A 17,923-nucleotide genomic window follows, 5' to 3' on the forward strand; every position below is an offset into this window, starting at 1 on the left:
CACTGACCTGATGGAAGGCTTGCTGAGCCTGATCGAGGACTATCCGGTCTTCGAAAGTTTCTGGATGAACATCCGCCTGGCCGTACTCTCCTGCGTGCTGGCGTTCATTATCGGCGCCGTGCTGGCGCTCTTCCGGATCTCCCCGGTCCCCTCGCTGCAGTGGATCGGGGCCGCCTATGTCAATGTGGTCCGCAATACGCCCCTGACGGTCATCATGGTGATGGGCGTATTGGTGGTGTGGGGACAGCTGCACATCAACTTTTCCGAGGACTTCGGCCGCAACTTCTTCCTCTTCGCCGTGGCAGGTCTGACCCTTTACCACGCACCGTTCTTCTGCGAGGCTATCCGCTCCGGTGTCAACACCGTGCCGGTGGGGCAGGCCGAGGCCGCCCGATCCATCGGGCTGAGCTTCCTGCCGGCTGCGCGCCTGGTCATCTTCCCGCAGGCGCTGCGCGGGGCCATCACCCCCATTGGCAACACGGTCATCTCCCTGACCAAGAACACCACGGTGGCCGCGGCCGCATCAGTCACTGAAATCTCTGCCGTGATGCGCTCCATGATGGAGTTCAACCCGAACCTCATGATCTACATCTTCCTGACCGTGGCGCTGGGCTTCTGCATCATCGTCATCCCGATCGGTCTGCTGACCACCTATCTCTCCAACAAACTGGCGGTGGCACGATGAGCGCACAGACAGTTCTCTTCGACGCGCTGGGTCCCAAAGCCAAGGCACGGATCCGCATCGCCAACATCGTGGCCGTCCTTGTGGTGCTGGCCCTGCTCGCGGTCGTCCTCTGGCGCCTGCACGACCAGGGCCAGCTGGCACCGGAGCGCTGGCTCAACGCCGTCAACGCCACGGCTTGGCAGCACTATCTGCTGCTGGGACTGCAGTTCACCCTGCAGGCGGCGGCAATCTCGGTGGTCACAGCCACCGTCTTCGGTTTGGTCTTCGGGTTCCTGCGCCTGGTGCCGCTGGCACCCGTCCGGTGGCTGGCCGGCATCGTGGTGGAGTTCTTCCGCGCGGTGCCCGTGCTGGTGCTCATGGTCTTCTTCTACATGATGCTCTCCCGCATCGTGGTGCCCCAGACAGGGATGGACCCCAGGGACGCGCCCTACTGGGCAGTGATCATCGGCCTGACCCTCTACAACGGATCGGTGATCGCAGAGCTGGTGCGCTCCGGCGTGCGCGGCCTGCCCAAGGGGCAGCGCGAGGCGGCCTATGCCATCGGTATGACCGAAGGGAAGTCCCTGCGTCTGGTGGAGATTCCCCAGGCCCTGGTGGCGATGATGCCTTCTCTGCTGAGCCAGTTCGTGATCATCCTGAAGGACTCGGCGCTGGGTTACATCATCGGCTTCTCTGAGCTGCTGCGCTACGCCAACCAGCTTGGTGCCGGCTACGGCAACATCCTGCAGGCACTCACGGTGGCCGCGGTGATCTTCATCCTGCTCAACTTCGCGCTGACCTGGCTCGCGCAGAAGCTAGCCTCCCGGCTGAGTTCCCGAACCTCGGGCGAAACCTCGGTGGAGAACCCCGGAGTGGTCCAGGCCGCCGTCGGCAAATAACCTCGCCCGATCTGCGGGTATCCTCAGGCGCTGATCCGCTGGCTGCGGGTCGCGTGCTGGGCAATGAGCTCAGCACGCACCTGCGCGCCCAGCCCGGGCGCAGTGGGCACCTGCACCACTCCAGCCTCGGCGGTCACCTCGGGGTCGACGATGTCCTCGGCGTAGTACTTGGCACTGGCCGAGACATCCGAGGGCAGGGTGAACCCGGGCAGCGAGGAGATCGCCACATTCGCCAACCGTCCGATGCCGAACTCATGCATACCGCCGCACCACACGGGCCAGCCGGCCTCCTGCGCCAGAGCATGAGCCTCACGGGCAGCGGTCAGGCCTCCCATGCGTGACACCTTGATGTTCAGCACCCCGCCGGCCTGCAGCGCGATCGCCGTGCGCAGATCATCCAGGGTCTCGACCGATTCGTCCAGGCACACCGGGGTCTGCAGCTGAGCTTGCAGCCGGGCGGAGTCCAGCAGGTTCCGTGGAGCGAACGGCTGTTCGATCATGGTCAGGCCGTACTCGTCCAGCGTGCGGAAGACATCGAAGGCCGCGACATCCCCTGGGTAGGCACCGTTAGCGTCCACATGGACGTCGAGCTCGGGATAGGCCTGACGAACAGCCCGGACTGGCTCCACATCCCACGGCGTTCCGGCGCCAGAGATCGGTGCGATCTTCAGCTTCACGCGCGGGTATCCAGCGTCGACATGCTTCTGCACCTGCGTCAGGAGTTCATCGATGCTGGGTTCGATGCCCAACGAGACGCCAGCCACCACGGAGTCCCGAGTTCCGCCCAGCGCCCGGCCCAGTGGCACCCCCGACTTCAGGGAATGCAGCGTCCACGCGGCCATGTCGACTCCGGCCTTCGCGAAGAAGTGCCCCCGGACCTTCGAAAAGAGCGCGGAGACTTCATCGGGGTGCTCCCACTGGGCGCCGAGCACGGCCGGCAGCAGGAATTCAGTGGCCACGTGCCACGCCGTCGTCGTGGTCTCTGGTGCATAGTAGGGGCCCGCCGGGGAAGCGATCTCACCCCAGCCCACGGCGCCGTCGTCGTCGATGAGCTCCACCAGAAGGTGCCGCAGCGAGGACTTGCGGTGGGAACTGGTTTCGAAGGAATGAACCAGGGGAAGCTCGACGTCGTGGAGCACGGCCTCAACAATGCGCATGGTGCCTCTTCCTAGGGCTTCTCAAAGGTGTAGACGGCGGAATGGGCGTCGGCCCGGCGGCAGGAGACTGCCTCAAAGCCTTCGTCAAAGAGGGAACGCACGCTCTGGCGGAGCGAGGCGGCCAGATCAGGGTCCGCGGGCTTGGCCGCCGGAACCCCCAGTGCGACGACGTCACCTTCGCGGGAGATCTCTCCCACGGCGACACCCGGGGAAGGAGGGGAGAGCGGTGGGTCCTGAGAGACGGGGTCGGCGAAGCGCCATTCCACCGTGATGCGGTCGGTGCCGGGCAGGCCTTGGGCGTCCGGGGTGAACCAGCGACCCCGGGCACCCAAGACGTCCAGGTTGAAGTGCGCGTTGCGAGCCAGCAGCGGGTCGTAGGTCCAGCGCATGCGCTGCGCGCCGTTGGCGGCGGCCAGTGAGGCCTGGACCTGTTTGAGGGAACGGCCTACTCCCTGCCCCTGCAGCACGGAGCTGACAACGGCCGCCTGGGACCAGTGATAGGTGTGGGGATCATCCGGAGTCGGGTCCACCGCCGTCCATCCGAAGGCGAAGGCCAGCACTGTCCCGGAGACGTCCACGGCCCCGACCACCGAGCCGGAGTTCCCGCTCAGGGAAGCCAGCAGGCGGGGATTCAGGCTCTCGTCCTCACCGGTGTAGCCGAAGACTCCGCGGTAGAGCTGACAGGCCTGCTTGAACTCCCCGTAATTGACCAGCTCGCGGACCACTAGCCCGCTGGAGAGCTCCAGCCGGGCCGCGGGGCGATTCGCAGCAGAGGGCCTCATCATGGGTCTAGGTTACTCAAGGCAGGAGTCACTAGTCTGGAAGAGTGAGTATTCCCACCGATAAACCCACAGCCCTGGTGACCGGCGCCTCCCGCGGCATCGGTCGAGCGATCGCCGAGGACCTCGGCCGAGACCATCACATCATTGTGGCCGGCACCTCGCCCGAGCGTGTTGAAGCCGCGGCGCAGTCCCTGCCCAGTGCGACACCGCTGGTGGTGGATCTGCGTGACATTCCCGCCATCCCCGCCGCGCTGGAGCAGCTGCAGCTGCAGCGCCTAGACGTCTTGGTCCACAACGCCGGGGTCGCGTGGCTGCGCCCGGTCGCCGATGCTCAGCCGAACGAGTGGCAGGAGATGTTCACCGTGAACCTCTTCGCCGTTGCTGAGCTCACGCGGCTGACCCTTCCGCTGCTGCGCGAAGCCCGGGGGCAGGTGATTGCTGTGAACTCGGGCTCAGGATATGTCTCCCGGATCAACTCCGCGATGTACTCAGGGACCAAGTTCGCCCTGCGTGCCTTCACCGACGCCCTTCGGGAGGAGGAGCGCGGACAGGTGCGCGTCACCTCCATTCACCCTGGGCGGGTGGATACGGACATGCAGGTGCAGCTGCAGCAGCAGATGGGCGCCGAGACCTATGACGGCAGCGTCTACGTCAGCCCTGAGTCCATCGCGCGTACCGTCCGCCTCGCTGTGGACATGGACCCGGCCTCCACCGTTGAGGAGCTCTCCATCCGCCCGGTGGCTCAGAAGCGCTGAGGCGGACTGAACCGGCCGCTAGCGGCCCCGGGCCCGGCTCTGAGCTGAGGAACTGTTCGTTCGGTGATGGATTTCTACCTCGTTTTCGGCTCTTTCGAGGGAAACTAGCGGCGGAATCCATCACCGAACGGAAGAGATCTCTAAGGGTCCTGGGCCGGAGGCTCCCAGGCCCGCAGCTGATCCAGCAGGTCCTCAGGGGTGTCCGCAATGACCAGCGCGTCGCGGCGCCAACCGGCGATGAAGCCCTCGGCCACCTGATGGTCGATCATCTTCAGCAGCGGGTTCCAGAATCCTTTGGTGTTGTACAGCGCTACGGGCTTGGCGTAGATCCCCAGGTACTGCCAGGTCCAGACCTCAAAAAGCTCCTCCAGGGTTCCCATGCCTCCGGGGAGGGTGACGAAGGCATCGCCGAGTTCGCCCAGTCGAGCCTTGCGAGTGTGCATATCCGGCACCACCTCCAGATGGGTGAGCCCCTGGTGCGCGACCTCACGCTCAGTCAGGACCTCCGGGATGATGCCGGTGACCTCGCCTCCCGCCTCCAGCGCCGCGTCGGCGACCTGCCCCATCAGGCCCACCTTGCCGCCGCCGTAGACGATGCCGATCCCGGCCTGGGCTACCGCTGCCCCGAAGCGCCGCACCTCACGCTGGTAGGTCAGATCATGCCCGGAGGCTCCGCCGGTGAAGATGCTCAGCTGCGTCAGATTCGTCACGGTCACCATCCTACGAGTGGGGGAAGCTCGCCCGGTCTGGCCCGCCAGATCAGGTACGGCGACGGCGTCCGGCCTCCCGATTTCACACGCGGGGAATCCTCCTGCTAGACTCTTTCAGTCGCATTCCTCCGTAGCTCAATGGCAGAGCACTCGACTGTTAATCGAGCGGTTGTTGGTTCGAGTCCAACCGGGGGAGCTGAAGAAAATGAAGAGGCCTCTGCCGTTCGGCAGGGGCCTCTTCTGTCTTTCGTTAGGATGAGTCACCGTGACTGTTTCCTCCACCGCTTCCGCCGATATTGCCCGCCTGATCATCTCCTGCCCGGACCAGCCCGGCATCGTCGCCGCGGTCACGCAGACCATTGCCGAGCTGGGCGGAAACATCATCAGTCTGGACCAGTACTCCACTGGTGTGGAGGGCGGACGCTTCTTCCAGCGCACGGTCTTCCATCTCCCCGGGCTGGCTGCGGCGAGGCCTCGCGTTGAGCAGGCCATTGAGAAGAAGCTTGCCGACGCGTTCGGCATGGAATGGTCGCTGACCGAGGTGAGCCGTCCCAAGCGAGTCGCGATCTTCGCCTCCAAGACCGATCACTGCCTGCTGGACCTTCTCTGGCGCCACCGTCGAGGCGAGATTCCCATGGACATCACCATGGTGATCTCCAACCATCCCGACCTGGCCGATGATGTGCGCGCTTTCGGCATCCCCTACTTCCACGTGCCGGTGATCAACGGCGATAAGGCAGCGGCAGAGGCCAAGCACCTGGAACTCCTGCAGGGCAACGTCGACCTCGTTGTGCTGGCTCGCTATATGCAGATTCTCTCCAGCGGCTTCCTCGAGCAGGTCGGGGCTCCGGTGATCAACATCCACCACAGCTTCCTGCCAGCCTTCATCGGCGCCGGCCCCTATCAGAAGGCTAAGGACCGGGGTGTGAAGCTCATCGGCGCGACGGCGCACTACGTCACCGAGGATCTGGACGAAGGCCCAATCATCGAGCAGGACGTGATTCGTGTCTCCCACGCCGACGACGTCGCTCAGCTAACGCGCTACGGTGCCGACGTGGAGCGCGGTGTCCTCTCTCGTGCGGTGAAGTGGCACTGCGAGGATCGAGTGCTGCGGCACGGGAACTCCACCATCGTGTTCTGAGCTGCCGCCGCTGATGCGGTACCGGCATGCCGGGTTCTGGCAGCAGAAAGCCCGCCCGTGAGCTTGAGGGCCACGGGCGGGCTAATGCGCCGGACTAGGCGCTGGCTGCCTCGTCCTTTTGCTCGAGGTGCTCGTGTCCGGTGTTCTTCTGCTCGCTGGCGGTCACTTCCGCCTTCTGCGCTCCCGAGGTGATGGAGATGCGGTGAGGCTTCTCCTCGGCGTAGACGCCCGCCACGCGAACGGTGAGGACTCCGGCGTCGTAATCGGCGCTGATGGCGTCCTGGCTCACCGCCTCGGGAAGCGTCACGGTGCGGGAGAATGAGCCGTAGCGCACCTCACGCATACCCTCGGCCTCGCGGCGCATCTTCCGCTCGCCGGAAACGGTGAGGGTCCGCCCGCCGCCGCTGAGCTCAACGGAGACGTCGTTGTCAGGGTCCAGGCCGGGCAGATCGGCGGCGAGCACCAGATCCTCGCCTTCCCGGTGCGCATCGATGGCGGGGACAAAGCCGGCGCGGCGCTGTGCGTCGTCGGCCAACGGGGCACGCACCTGGCGGAGCACGTCGTCAATCAGGGAGAACGGATCCAAGCGGGTCAGGGTGGGGTTGATCATCAGCAATCAGCTCCTTCTTCACTCATTGCTTACAACGGCAACAGCACCCGTGTGCTGTCACCTCCCTCAACGGTCTGGAGGCGTCTTGTATTCCAAACTTGAGCGGACTTCGCTCACTTTTTTTGGGGGCGGCGTCAGCAAATTGAGTCATACAAGTCTTGCGTTGTGGACGCCTTGCTAACTAAGGCGCACCTTCCTGTAGTGTAAGGCTATGCCTGACGCCGTCTCCGCGCCCTCCGGCGCTACGCCAACCTCCGCGCCTCGCAAGCCCCGCGTGCAGCACCTCCTGAAGGTCGTGCGTCGCGAGAGCCTCAGCCCGCACATGGTGCGTCTGGTGCTCGGGGGAGAGGGGTTCAGTGGCCTGGAGTTCAAGGACGCGACGGATCAGTACATCAAGCTTCTCTTCGCAGATCCGGCCTTGGAGCTTGAGCGTCCCTACGATATGGACGCTCTGCGTGAGCGCCTCCCCATGGATCAGATGCCCGTGACCCGCACCTACACGATTCGCCACGTGGACCACGCCCGCGGGGAGATCTGGGTGGACTTCGTGATCCATGGTGAGGAGGGCCTGGCGGGCCCGTGGGCGGCTCGTGCCCAGCCCGGGGATCTCATCAGCTTCTTTGGGCCCGGCGCGGGATACTCGCCCCGCGAGGATGCTCAGTGGCACCTCATCGCCGGAGACGAGGCGGCACTGCCTGCCATTGCCGCTGCCTGTGAATCAATGAGCGACAGCGCACGGGGGCTGGTCCTGCTCGAGGTGCAGGACGCCGCTGAGGAGGTGCCGTTCTCCGCGCCCCCAGGCGTCGAGGTGCGCTGGTTGCACCGAGGTGCCCCGTTCAGCCCTGAGAGCACCCTCCTGGCGACCGCGCTGAGTGAGGTGCAGATTCCCGCAGGCGATGTGCAAGTCTTCATCCACGGTGAGCGGGAGCAGATGAAGGCCGTACGCAGACTCCTCGTGCAGGAGCGGGGGCTGGACCGCAAGGGGATGTCCCTCTCCGCGTACTGGGCCTATGGGCGCAGAGAAGACCAGTTTCAAGCGGAGAAGAGAACCTCCGTGGGCAAGATCGATCCCGAATAGGACTCGTTGCGGGTGGCCTGGTCCTCTCAGCCTCCGGTCACGCCCGCACTCGTGCCCACGATCATGGCGACGACGACCATGCCGACCAGCGCGAGGACCGTGATAGCGGCGCAGATCCCCCCGTACTTGGTATAGCCGTCCAGCCGGTGATCTTTGCGGTCACGCATGGTGCCTGAGAGCAGCAGGAACAGGTCAATGATCGTCCAGGCGCCCACGATCCCCAGGAGTGCAAGTCCTGCACTGGTCAGCTCGACGGCGAGTAGGACCAGTCCGGCACAGAACAGGGCGGTCTTCAGTAGCGCGGTAGGCAGTAGGCCCAGGTAGTACCGCTGCGCGCCGATGGGGCCCAGAAAGAGGGCGAGAGTCCAGGCGATGAGGAACTTCTTCTCCGAAATTGGCTGTGTCTCGAAGGCGAGCCGGTCCTGCTCGGTATAGGTATTGGCGTAGAGCTCGTCGAGGTCATAGTCACCGGCCATGCCCTCATTGTAGGTGGGCAGTCTGCACGCTGACCGGGGGTGCCCGGGCTTCGTCCAGGTCGAGGGTGATAGTTTGGACGTAATCGGTCAGCAGATTCGAATGATGGAGGCGTAGTCTTGGCCAAGACTGGCACCGCGCACAAGGGCACGGCCCCACGCACGTCGCTGTTCGACCTCATCAAGGTCGTGCTTCGGCTGGGTCCGAAGCAGATCACCGACGAAATCCAGCTGGCCATCGGCCAGATGAAGGCCAAGGGCATCGCCGCCGGCATCGCCGCCGGTCTTATGGTGGTGGGACTGGTCTTCGTGACCTTCCTGGTGGTGGCGCTCATCGTCGCCGCCATCGCCGCCTTCGCTCTCATCTTCGAGCTCTGGGCCGCCGCGCTGATCGTGGCCGGCATCTTCCTGCTGATTGCGGTGATCTTCGCACTCATCGGCGTAGCCAAGTTCAAGAAGGCAATGCCCCTGGTCCCGGAAGACGCCATCCGCGGTCTGCGTATGGACCTCGGAGTTGCACGCGAAGGCACCGACTTCGATCCGCGATCCCTGGACCGTGCGGACGAGCAGAAGCGCAAGGCGAAGGAAGAGGCCAAGCGCCGCGCCGCCGAGGACAAGAAGAAGCCTGGCGCGGGCCAGCCCACCCAGCCCACTTATCGTGAGCTGCTGCGTCGCACGGCGCTGCGCCGCGACCACATCGCCGGTCTCCAGGACCAGCTCACCTCTCGGTTGCCCAAGCGCAAGGTCGCCGACGACGATCTGGCAACCTCGCCGCTGGACGATGCACCCCAGACCGCACAGCCCACCCCGGCAGGGGCAGCCTCGTCCCAGGATGATCCGGCCGCAAAGGCCAAAGAGTTCGTCTCTGCACGCTGGAAGCCCTTGAGCGTGGCGGCTGGCTCCGCCGCGGCCGGAGCGGTCTTCCTGCGTGAGCTGATCAAGAAATAGACGTACGCCGCCGTGAGACTCATAGGTGCCGGAACCCGGGAGGGTTTCGAGTACACCGTCAAGACGACGTTCTGGACTGTTCCGAATGTCATCACCATCCTGCGCTTCCTCCTGGTGCCGGTCTTCGTCTGGTTCGTCAGCGAAGGTTCGTACTGGGAGGCGTTCTGGGTCCTCGTCGTCCTTGGCGCGACGGACTGGATCGACGGGTTCGTCGCGCGGTTCTTCAACCAGCTGAGCACTGTGGGACGCTGGCTGGATCCGCTGGCAGATCGTCTGGCTATGGTCATCGTCACGGCAGCCTTGGTGTACTTCGAGGTAGCCCCCAGTTGGCTGCTATGGCTGATTCTGCTTCCGGACTTTCTGCTGTTCCTCAACTCCGCGGTGCTGTTCGCGGGGTCGCCTCAGCTGCCGGTCTCGGGCATGGGCAAGATCCGCACCGCGTGCCTCATGGTGGCGCTGCCGCTACTGCTGCTGGCCCAGCTGGAGGATTTTGCCGAGCTGCTGGCCGGGCTCTTCCCGCTGGTGGCCGAGTCTCTGCTGATCGCTGGAGGCATCATGCATGTGATCGCCTCCCTCGACTACTTCTTCCAAGCCCACGCCAAGTTCCGGCGCCTGCGCACCCAGGGCATCAACCCCTGGGACAGGAAGCGCTGGGCGCAGCCCGCCCTCGAGAACGCCTGAGGTCCATCACACGTGAGTACAGCTGAGACGCTGAAAATCCTCATCGCCGCTGATACCTACCCGCCCGACGTCAACGGAGCTGCCGTTTTCGGTTACCGTCTGGCTCGCCATATGAGCGCCCGCGGGCACGAGGTGCATATCGCTGCGGCCCGGCCCGGTCCGGGACCGGATACGGTGGAGCAGCGCCCGGAGGCGACTATCCACCGCTTCCGTTCCTTCAAGGCTCCGACGCATGAGTACTACAGGCTTTGCCTGCCATGGATGATCGAACCCTCGATGAACCGCCTGGTCGCGGAGCTTGAGCCGGACGTGGTGCATGTTCAGTGCCATTACATGATCGGCAAAGCGGCAATCCTCGCGGCGGAGAAGCATCGTGTGCGGACCATCGCCACCAACCATTTCATGCCGGAGAACCTCGATCCGTTTCTGCCCTTCCCCCGGTGGTTCAAGCGCATCGTCTCGCGCAACTCGTGGCGAGATATGGGGAGACTGATGGGCAAGGCGTCGGTGGTCACCACGCCCACGCCACTGGCTGCGGAGACGATGAAGGACAAGGCCGGATTCGACCGTGTGCTGCCTCTGTCCAACGGCATCGATGTGGACTACTACGCTCCACGCTCGGGGGAGGACATCGCCCGGCATTCCCGCCCCACGGTCCTCTTCGTGGGCCGCCTGGCGGTTGAGAAGAACGTCGACGTCCTGATCCGTGCCATCGCTCTCACCGACCCGTCCTTGGACATTGGTCTGGAGATCGTCGGTGACGGTGAACAGCGTGACCGACTCCGCGAGCTCATCACGGAGCTGGGGTTGGATGATCGAGTCAGTATGCGCGGCCACGTAGGAGACGTGGAACTGCGGCGGGCCTACATCGCGGCAGACGTCTTTTGCCAACCGGGCACCGCTGAGCTGCAGTCCTTGGTCTCGCTGGAGGCCATGAGTGCCGGGAAGCCTGTGGTGCTCGCTGACGCGTTGGCGCTTCCCCATCTGGTCTCTGAAGGGGAGAACGGTTATCTCTTCGAGCCGTTCAACGCCGAGGATCTGGCCCGGCGTCTGGAACAGATCTTCCAGCTCACTGCCTCCGAGCGCGCCACCATGGGCCGTGCAAGCCGGGAGAAGGCCAATCAGCATGCGATTGCCAAAACCATGGCTGCCTACGAAGCCTTGTACCAAGGCGCAGACTGGGTCTACACAGATCAGTTCGAGGAGTCCTGAGGGCTGCCCTCAGCTACTATGGACCAGCGTGGTTCGGCGTGTGACGCCGGGCCCGCGCAGGGGGAGTTAGCTCAGTTGGTTAGAGCAGAGGACTCATAATCCTTGGGTCACGGGTTCAAGTCCCGTACTCCCTACAGTGTGACGGCAGGGCGCTCAGCAATGAGCGCCGCATGGGGACGGCTCCCTTGGTCCTGCCTGGTGACAGTGCGCGATACGCGGAAGCCCGCCCCGAGCAGCGCATGCCGGATCTCAGGGACAGGCCAGGTATAAGCCGGGGCCACCGCGTGGTCAAAGGGTCTCAGGTCTGGACCCTCAAACACACCGAGAAGCACGGACCCGCCAGGACGCAGGGACCGGAAGAAGCCCTCCAGGAGGCCGGGCACCTCCTGCGGTTCTGTGTGAATTATGGAGTACCAGGCGAGGATCCCGCCTAAGGACTCAGCAGCTGCAGGCAGGGACTCCAGCGTCCCGAGCTGAAATGAGACGTCCGGGTAACGGCGTGAGGCGTGCCTGATGAAAGCAGGCACCATGTCAATTCCGCGGACGGACACCCCTCTGCTCTGGAGCAGCTTTGTCCAGTGGCCTGGACCGCAACCGGCGTCAAGGACCAAGCCTTCGAGACCGTCAGCCCAGTCGGTGATCGTCTCCACATCTTTGTAGGCCATAGCATCCAACGAGCCCAGCGCCGCAATGTACTCAGCAGCGCGCGCACCGTAGGCGGCGGAGACCTGGCCCGGTGAGGATGCCATCATTCGCCCAGGCCCAAGAAGACCTGCGCGGTCTCTTCCCACTCCGGCAGAGTCTGACGACGTCTCGCTGCCTTCTCGGCTAAGGAGTTCCGCAGTTCAGGGTCCTCGAAGTACCTGCGCAGCGTCTCCGACCATTCCGCGGGGGAGCGGGGATCCGCGACCAGACCGGCGTCGGCCGCTGCCTCCTGGGCGCCGGTTCCCTCGGAGACCACGGCCGGGACTCCCTGCGCGCAGGCTTCGGTGACCACCATCCCGTAGGTCTCCACCAGTGAGGGCAACAAGAGAAGATCGGTCTGCCCCCACAGTGCGGTGACCTCGCCGGGGTTGAGCACCCCGCGGTACTCAACCCGCCCGGGAAGCCGCTCCCTCGCTTCCTTCAGAACCTGGACGCCCCATGGCGTCTCGGCCCCGGGGCCCGCCAGGACCCAAGTCCACTCGTAGTCGAGCAGCGGCTCCAAGGCGTCGATCAGCAGTCTGTGGTTCTTCAGCGGGTTCAGTGCTGCCACCGTAGTGAGCCGCACGACGCTGCCTGGGCCTGGTGCATAGGACGAGGCCGGGCTGTCCCTGTGGCTCGAGGGCCGGTCCGTCGAGGCCCGCTGCCCTGGGTCCGGGAGCCCTGAGTCCCGCTGCCCTGAGTCCGGGAGTCCTGAGTCCCTGTGCACTCCAGGTACTGCCACGTGAACGTCCTGTCGGCGGTAGCGTCGACGCAGCTCATCGGCTCCCCAGCTGCTGACCGCCACAACATGCGGCGCGTTCAGGACTGCCCACCTCTCCCGAGACACCACCTCGGGGTCACCGAGACCCTCAGCTTCCTGAGCCGCGGCTGCCGGAAGATGGACCAAGAGAACGTCCGCGGCAGGGGAAGCGCCGTCGAACAGTTCAGGGTGGGCCGAGCCCAGGAGACCGTCCACCACCACCAGCCCCGATCCGGCAGTATCGACTCCGTGAGCGAGGCGAGCAGACCGGACCCCCTCCACATCGAGGGCAGCCGCGCCGTCCTGCGGAGGCAACGCGATCACGGAAGTCTTCACGCCCATCCGGTTCAGCGCGGCCCGGACCTGCTGGTTGTACCGCAGCCCTCCGCTGACGGTGCCCAGGTCAGGCTCGATCCACAGCATCACGCGGACGCGGTGCCCCACTCCAGTTCGATGCGGGCCGAGGCTCGGGCCCGCGGATGCTCCTCGGCTGCCACTTCCAGAGCTCGCAGCTGGTGATCCTCCGGAAGCGCCTCCGCCAGACGCAGGGCGATGTGCTGGCAGACGACTTCGGTAGTGCTGAGCTTGTTGAGGAAGTCCGGGTGCTCATCGAGGTTCTGATAGCGCAGGGGGTCGAGGACCTCAGAGAGCATCTCCGTGGCCATCCCGATGTCCATCACCACCCCGTGTTCGTCCAATCCCTGGCGTTCGAAGGTCGCGGTGATGGCCAGCGTCGCCCCGTGCAGCCGCTGGGCAGGGCCGAAGAACGGGTCCTTCAGCGAATGCGCGATCATCACGTGGTCATCCACACTGAGTCGGAACACCGGGGTGGTTTCAATCATGGTCGTACGCTCCTTTAGGTCTCAGTCGTCTCGTTCGCCGTAAGTCACTACATGCAGCATCTCACTGCGGGTCCAGTCCGCGCCCAGGGCGAAGTCGTCCATGACGCGGGGAAGCTCATCGAGTGGGCTGGAGCCGGTGATGAGTTGGTCGAACCGCTCATCGAGCAGCCCCAGCGCGGTGGAGAGGCGCTCCGCCCGGCTTCGGCGCAGGCGCTTGGGTGCGGCGACTTCGCCCACCTGGCTGCCGATGATCCGAAGCCGTCTTGCGTGAAAGTCCGCGCCCAAGGGCACCTGCGGGGCGCGCTCGCCGTACCAGGAAAGCTCCACAAGAGTGCCGTCGTCGCCGGTGATCTCCAGGGCTCGGCTCAGCCCCGCCTCCGTGGCGGAGGTGTGAATCACCACGTCGTGGTCCGACGAGGCGTCCTCAGGAGCCACTGCCGTCAGACCCAGGGCGGAGATGAAAGCGCGGCGCCGCTCATCAACTTCAAGAACCTCTACGCGCTGCGGGCTCAGCTGCGACACCAGCAGTGCGGTGCACAGTCCCACAAGACCACCCCCGACGACGGCGACCCGCTCGGCCAGTGAGATCTGGGCTTCCCAGATGCCGTTCAGCGCCACCTCCGCCAGTCCGGCCAGCAGCGCCCGAGAGGAGGGACAGTTGTCGGGAACGGGGTGCGCGGCCTCCTCGGGGACCACGATGTGGCTGCGGTGTCCCGCCAGCGTGAAGACTCTGCGGCCGCGCAGGGACTCTGGACCCTCGAGCACCTCGCCCACGTTCAGATAACCGTGGGAGACGGGTGCCGGCAGGCTCCCGAGCTGAAACGGGGCACGCATCAGCTCTGCAATCCGGTCCGGAACCTCGCCCCGGTGCACCAGAGTCTCGGTACCCCGGGAGATCCCTGAGACCTCGGTGCGGATGAGAATCTCACCATCGCCCGGGCTCGGCGCCTCAGTGCTGCGCAGGGTGCCCTGCCACGGGGCCTGCGTCCAATACTCCTGTGCTCTCTCCACCCGCCGATCCTCCCAAGTCAGTCCGGATACAACCTGAAAGCTGGAACAATGGGCGTGTGAGACTCTTCGTGGACTGCCGCTACGTCCGGACCCAGGTGCATGACGGGATCTCCCGCTACACCGCCTCGCTGGTGGAGGCCGCTGCTGAGCTTGCGGAGATCACCATGCTCATCCACGATCCCCGGCAGCTGAACCTGCTGCCGGAACTGCCGTCGGTCACCATCTCCTCGCCGACCTCCGCGCGCGAACCTTTCGTGGCCCGGCAGGTCAATGGTCTCCGGCCAGACGTCGTCTTCTCTCCCATGCAGACGATGGGCAGCACAGGAAGGGCCTACCCCCTGATCCTCACGCTCCACGACCTGATTTACTACGAGCACCCGACGCCCCCACGGGACCTTCCGGCACCCGTGCGGCTGGGGTGGCGGCTCTATCACACCTCGTATGCGCCGCAGCGCTTCGCCCTGAACAGGGCCGACGCCATCGCGACCGTCTCAGAGACCACCCGGGGGCTCATTGCCGAGCATCGGCTGACCCGGCGTCCGGTTCACGTCATCCCCAACGCTCCGCAGCCGGTTGACCAGGCGCGGGAGCCGGGGGAGGGGGCCCGTAAAGAGCTGGTCTATATGGGCTCGTTCATGGAGTACAAGAATGTCGAGGCAGTGATCGCGGGCCTGAACCTGCTGCCGGACTACCGGCTGCATCTGTGCTCACCCATTACTCCCGCCCGGCGAGCCCAGCTCAGCGGACTGGCAGACCGTCCGCGTCAACTGGTCTTCCACAACGGTATTCCGGAGGAGGACTATCAGCAGCTGCTGCGCTCTGCCACTGCCCTGGTGACTCTGTCCCGGGCAGAGGGTTATGGCCTGCCCGTTGTGGAGGCAATGAGTCACGGCACTCCCGTGATCGTCTCCGACCTGCCGATCTTCCGGGAGATCACGGCGGCAGCGGTTCGCGATGCCGGTGCCCAGGCGGTCCGCAGTCCCGAGCAGATGGCGGCAGCGGTACGGCGGCTGGAGGACCCGCAGGTGTTCCGCTCAGCGAGCCGGGCCGCCCGGCGTCAGAGCCAGACCTATACGTGGCAGGACTCGGCCCAGCGTCTGGTGGCGCTCGCCGAGTCGGTGATGACGACTCGTTAGAGGCGCCTCGAGCACTGGAAACTCCCAGCGGATGTTCAGCGCAGCCCTCTGTTAGGACCCCTGGCGCGTCTGTAGAGTCGCTGGCATCGCGGCTCCTATCACCGCGGTGACGGACGATCCCCAAAGGAGGAGATGTCATGACGACCAAGGTCGAGAAGAGCATCGTCGTAGAAGTTCCGCTGTCCACCGCCTATAACCAGTGGACCCAGTTCGAGGACTTCCCGCATTTCATGGGTGGTGTCTCATCCGTTCGCCAGCTGGACGACAAGCGATTGGAATGGGTCGCTGAGATCGGCGGCGTCCGCCGGGAATGGAAGGCCGAGATCCTCGAGCAGGTTCCCGACCAGAAGATTGCCTGGACGACGACCGAGGGTGCCCAGAACTCGGGAGTCGTGACGTTCAACGCGGCAGGCCCGGAGAGCACCGAGGTGCACCTGGTGCTGGAGTACGACCCTGAGGGATGGGTGGAAAAGGCCGGGGACAAGCTCAATGTCGTGGACAATCGCGCAGAGAAGGATCTTGAGCGGTTCAAGGAGCTCATTGAGTCCGAGGGCTACGCCACCGGTGCGTGGCGAGGCGAGATCGGCCAGGGAGGCGGCTCAGGCACCTCCCTGTGACGTGACAGGCTGACCGCCCAGCAGGCATCCCCAGTGCCTCTGTTCGGTACCGTGCCTGTTCTGTAGCTGGACCCCGGCGGCCCATCCGCCGGGGTCCAGCTGTGCCGGATACCGCCCCGTGCGTTTTTCGCTCAGCGTGGGTCCAGCGGCAGAAGCCCCGAGGGTTCGAGCTCGCCGAGGAGAAGCAGCGGTTTGATGTAGTCGCCGTAGACGTGCACACCCCGCTGCACGCAGGGCTGGTCGCAGCGAGTGCTGCCATCCTCGTAGACGCTCAGGTGCGCGATGATCTCGCCGCGGCCGTCTGCCGGCACGCGGAGCAATCCGCCACCCGGAGGGGCCAGAGCCGCTCCGCGGTGTCGCGCCGCCCAGGGAGACCGCCGCTAGGCTCACGCAAGGAAACCGCTCAAAGCTGAATAGGTTGGTGCTTCACGGGGTCAGCGCTTCGGCCAGGAAAGTTTCCAGGACTGACGCATCGCCTTCGACCATGACTGATTCCTGGTCCGCGCGCCCCCAGAGCATCAAGGCCAGGGCGGAAGCGGTGCCTATCACCTCCGCAGAGTGCGCTTGCGGAGTAGGCCTTCCTAGCTGCCAGGACCGGCCCAGATCCCTTGCCTGAAGCTGCAATTGAGCATCTGGCACTGTTGCGCGGCCTTGGGTGACCTGCCGCGGATACATGACGTTGACGACCTCATCGATGCAGTCGCCCCACACCGCTGTATCAATATCGGGCTCCGGTTTACCCAGGGCGCTGCGCAGATCCCACAGGTGGATCAGCGTCTCATGTGCCTGGCGCCGGTGCCAGAAGCTGACGCGGCCTCTACCCGTCAGCATGGTGCATTCCCGATACGGGGCGACCTCTCGCAGCGTGCTGAGCAGCAGGTCTGCTCGAACGGCATAGCGTTCGGCCATAGTGATGAGTTCTACGTCCTGGCTGGGTTCAGGGGGTTGGTCGGTACATTTACTGGCTGCCCATACGTGGACGCTGCCCAGATGATCGGCCAGCTCAGTGATAGTCCATGACCGCAGGAGCGAACGGGAGAGGAAGCAGGACCGAGGGTTCGAGCTCGCCCAGGAGGAGCAGCGGGTTGATGTATTCGCCGTGGAGGCGGACGCCCCAGTGCACACAGGGCTGTCCCTCGCAGTGGGTGGAGCCGTCCTCATAGACGCCCAGCTCCGCCAGGACCTCGCCCCGGCTCACCGCATCCCCAACCTTCAACTCCGAGTCCACCGGCTCAAAGGAGCTCACCAGCCCCGAACCGTGCTCGATGGACAGCACCTGCCGGTTGACCACTCGCCCGGAGAAGCTCACGACACCGTGCGCCGGCGCGCGGATCTCCTCGCCACCGGGAACGGCCAGATCCGCTCCTCGGTGTCCCGCCGCCCAGGGAGCCGGCGGGGCTTCGAACTCGCGCAGCACCTCGCCGCTGACGGGTCGCTCCCAGTCGCTGGGGAGGTACCCAGCGACGCTGACGTCTCCTGCGGCGGCCGGCGCCGTGGGCGGCAGGCCCAGCAGCATCATCAGCGCTCCTACGGCAATCAGAAGTCCCCGGCTCCGCGGCCACCAGAGGACGGGACGCCCGGAAGCCGGTAGCAGAACCTGGGGAGGGGGACTGGCGGAGGAGATGCTGGAAGAGGGCATAGCACCAGAGTGGGCCGGCGTCGTCGCTGGCGCTCTCCCGCATGCCCGGCCGAGAGGGCAGACGGCGCGGCGAATCACACGTCGCTTTGGTGGGGAAAACCTCGCCCGGCGGATCCGCTACGCA

At 65.2% G+C, this 17,923-nt stretch carries 22 protein-coding genes and 2 tRNA genes; 12 read left to right on the forward strand and 12 right to left on the reverse strand.

Annotated features, from left to right (window positions below; translation table 11 throughout):
* Positions 1-10: 10 nt before the first annotated feature.
* Complete coding sequence (locus RH857_RS02875) at positions 11-685, forward strand: amino acid ABC transporter permease (protein WP_310536471.1); 675 nt, start codon at positions 11-13, stop codon at positions 683-685.
* On the forward strand, positions 682-1,563 hold the full coding sequence (locus RH857_RS02880; protein WP_310536472.1) for an amino acid ABC transporter permease: 882 nt from the start codon (positions 682-684) through the stop codon (positions 1,561-1,563). The genes RH857_RS02875 and RH857_RS02880 overlap by 4 nt, the downstream gene beginning before the upstream one ends.
* 23 nt (positions 1,564-1,586) lie before the next feature.
* Here the strand turns inward: RH857_RS02880 and menC are convergent, their stop codons facing one another.
* Both menC and RH857_RS02890 read right to left on the reverse strand, forming a co-directional pair.
* A complete protein-coding gene (gene menC / locus RH857_RS02885) occupies positions 1,587-2,720 on the reverse strand; it encodes an o-succinylbenzoate synthase (protein ID WP_310536473.1) in 1,134 nt (377 codons plus the stop codon).
* Positions 2,721-2,731: 11 nt separating this feature from the next.
* A complete protein-coding gene (locus RH857_RS02890) occupies positions 2,732-3,505 on the reverse strand; it encodes a hypothetical protein (protein ID WP_310536474.1) in 774 nt (257 codons plus the stop codon).
* Between the two features lie 41 nt (positions 3,506-3,546).
* Between RH857_RS02890 and RH857_RS02895 the strand changes: the two genes are divergently transcribed.
* The gene (locus RH857_RS02895; RefSeq protein WP_310536475.1) at positions 3,547-4,257 is read left to right on the forward strand and encodes an SDR family oxidoreductase; all 711 of its coding nucleotides are present in this window, start codon (positions 3,547-3,549) and stop codon (positions 4,255-4,257) included.
* Between the two features lie 140 nt (positions 4,258-4,397).
* Here the strand turns inward: RH857_RS02895 and RH857_RS02900 are convergent, their stop codons facing one another.
* Positions 4,398-4,967 carry an LOG family protein gene (locus RH857_RS02900; protein WP_310536476.1) on the reverse strand — a complete coding sequence of 190 codons (570 nt, stop codon included), beginning with the start codon at positions 4,965-4,967 and terminating at the stop codon, positions 4,398-4,400.
* A 124-nt stretch (positions 4,968-5,091) separates the two neighbouring features.
* Here RH857_RS02900 and RH857_RS02905 point away from each other — a divergent pair.
* A tRNA-Asn gene (locus RH857_RS02905) sits at positions 5,092-5,163 on the forward strand.
* A gap of 69 nt (positions 5,164-5,232) precedes the next feature.
* Positions 5,233-6,108, forward strand: a complete 876-nt coding sequence (gene purU / locus RH857_RS02910; RefSeq protein WP_310536477.1) for a formyltetrahydrofolate deformylase — start codon at positions 5,233-5,235, stop codon at positions 6,106-6,108.
* Positions 6,109-6,202: 94 nt separating this feature from the next.
* Here purU and RH857_RS02915 read toward each other — a convergent pair whose 3' ends face one another.
* A complete protein-coding gene (locus RH857_RS02915) occupies positions 6,203-6,718 on the reverse strand; it encodes an Hsp20/alpha crystallin family protein (RefSeq protein ID WP_310536478.1) in 516 nt (171 codons plus the stop codon).
* Positions 6,719-6,929: 211 nt separating this feature from the next.
* On the opposite strand from RH857_RS02915, the gene RH857_RS02920 reads away from it, so the two are divergent.
* The gene (locus RH857_RS02920; protein WP_310536479.1) at positions 6,930-7,796 is read left to right on the forward strand and encodes a siderophore-interacting protein; all 867 of its coding nucleotides are present in this window, start codon (positions 6,930-6,932) and stop codon (positions 7,794-7,796) included.
* Between the two features lie 26 nt (positions 7,797-7,822).
* Here the strand turns inward: RH857_RS02920 and RH857_RS02925 are convergent, their stop codons facing one another.
* Entirely contained in the window at positions 7,823-8,272 is a 450-nt protein-coding gene (locus tag RH857_RS02925; RefSeq protein ID WP_310536480.1) for a TM2 domain-containing protein, read from the reverse strand.
* A gap of 117 nt (positions 8,273-8,389) precedes the next feature.
* On the opposite strand from RH857_RS02925, the gene RH857_RS02930 reads away from it, so the two are divergent.
* From RH857_RS02930 to RH857_RS02945, 4 genes are all read left to right on the forward strand, one after another.
* A complete protein-coding gene (locus tag RH857_RS02930) occupies positions 8,390-9,217 on the forward strand; it encodes a phage holin family protein (RefSeq protein WP_310536481.1) in 828 nt (275 codons plus the stop codon).
* A gap of 12 nt (positions 9,218-9,229) precedes the next feature.
* Positions 9,230-9,898 carry a CDP-alcohol phosphatidyltransferase family protein gene (locus tag RH857_RS02935; RefSeq protein ID WP_310536482.1) on the forward strand — a complete coding sequence of 223 codons (669 nt, stop codon included), beginning with the start codon at positions 9,230-9,232 and terminating at the stop codon, positions 9,896-9,898.
* Positions 9,899-9,910: 12 nt separating this feature from the next.
* Complete coding sequence (locus tag RH857_RS02940) at positions 9,911-11,110, forward strand: glycosyltransferase (protein WP_310536483.1); 1,200 nt, start codon at positions 9,911-9,913, stop codon at positions 11,108-11,110.
* Between the two features lie 60 nt (positions 11,111-11,170).
* Positions 11,171-11,244: transfer RNA gene (locus tag RH857_RS02945), tRNA-Met, on the forward strand.
* On the opposite strand, the gene RH857_RS02950 is transcribed toward RH857_RS02945, so the two are convergent.
* The 4 genes from RH857_RS02950 to RH857_RS02965 are packed head-to-tail and all read right to left on the reverse strand — an operon-like array spanning position 11,242 to position 14,407.
* Positions 11,242-11,859 carry a class I SAM-dependent methyltransferase gene (locus tag RH857_RS02950; RefSeq protein ID WP_310536484.1) on the reverse strand — a complete coding sequence of 206 codons (618 nt, stop codon included), beginning with the start codon at positions 11,857-11,859 and terminating at the stop codon, positions 11,242-11,244. The genes RH857_RS02945 and RH857_RS02950 overlap by 3 nt on opposite strands.
* Positions 11,859-12,977 (reverse strand): glycosyltransferase family 4 protein, encoded by a 1,119-nt coding sequence (locus RH857_RS02955; protein WP_310536485.1) that lies wholly within the window; start codon positions 12,975-12,977, stop codon positions 11,859-11,861. The genes RH857_RS02950 and RH857_RS02955 overlap by 1 nt, the downstream gene beginning before the upstream one ends.
* Complete coding sequence (locus RH857_RS02960; RefSeq protein WP_310536486.1) at positions 12,977-13,396, reverse strand: 6-pyruvoyl trahydropterin synthase family protein; 420 nt, start codon at positions 13,394-13,396, stop codon at positions 12,977-12,979. Before RH857_RS02960 ends, RH857_RS02955 begins: the two co-directional genes overlap by 1 nt.
* A gap of 21 nt (positions 13,397-13,417) precedes the next feature.
* The gene (locus tag RH857_RS02965) at positions 13,418-14,407 is read right to left on the reverse strand and encodes a zinc-dependent alcohol dehydrogenase (RefSeq protein ID WP_310536487.1); all 990 of its coding nucleotides are present in this window, start codon (positions 14,405-14,407) and stop codon (positions 13,418-13,420) included.
* Positions 14,408-14,463: 56 nt separating this feature from the next.
* Here RH857_RS02965 and RH857_RS02970 point away from each other — a divergent pair, with 56 nt between their 5' ends.
* Positions 14,464-15,543 carry a glycosyltransferase family 4 protein gene (locus RH857_RS02970; protein WP_310536488.1) on the forward strand — a complete coding sequence of 360 codons (1,080 nt, stop codon included), beginning with the start codon at positions 14,464-14,466 and terminating at the stop codon, positions 15,541-15,543.
* A 137-nt stretch (positions 15,544-15,680) separates the two neighbouring features.
* A complete protein-coding gene (locus tag RH857_RS02975) occupies positions 15,681-16,160 on the forward strand; it encodes an SRPBCC family protein (RefSeq protein ID WP_374761109.1) in 480 nt (159 codons plus the stop codon).
* 131 nt (positions 16,161-16,291) lie between these two features.
* On the opposite strand, the gene RH857_RS02980 is transcribed toward RH857_RS02975, so the two are convergent.
* The 3 genes from RH857_RS02980 to RH857_RS02990 form a co-directional block, all read right to left on the reverse strand.
* Entirely contained in the window at positions 16,292-16,471 is a 180-nt protein-coding gene (locus RH857_RS02980; RefSeq protein WP_310536489.1) for a hypothetical protein, read from the reverse strand.
* Positions 16,472-16,586: 115 nt separating this feature from the next.
* On the reverse strand, positions 16,587-17,186 hold the full coding sequence (locus RH857_RS02985; RefSeq protein ID WP_310536533.1) for a maleylpyruvate isomerase family mycothiol-dependent enzyme: 600 nt from the start codon (positions 17,184-17,186) through the stop codon (positions 16,587-16,589).
* Positions 17,164-17,799: a M23 family metallopeptidase gene (locus RH857_RS02990; protein ID WP_310536490.1), complete on the reverse strand. Its 636-nt coding sequence runs from the start codon at positions 17,797-17,799 to the stop codon at positions 17,164-17,166. Before RH857_RS02990 ends, RH857_RS02985 begins: the two co-directional genes overlap by 23 nt.
* Positions 17,800-17,923 lie beyond the last annotated feature (124 nt).

Source organism: Nesterenkonia flava (assembly GCF_031432335.1).
Classification (GTDB): Bacteria; Actinomycetota; Actinomycetes; order Actinomycetales; family Micrococcaceae; genus Nesterenkonia; species Nesterenkonia flava.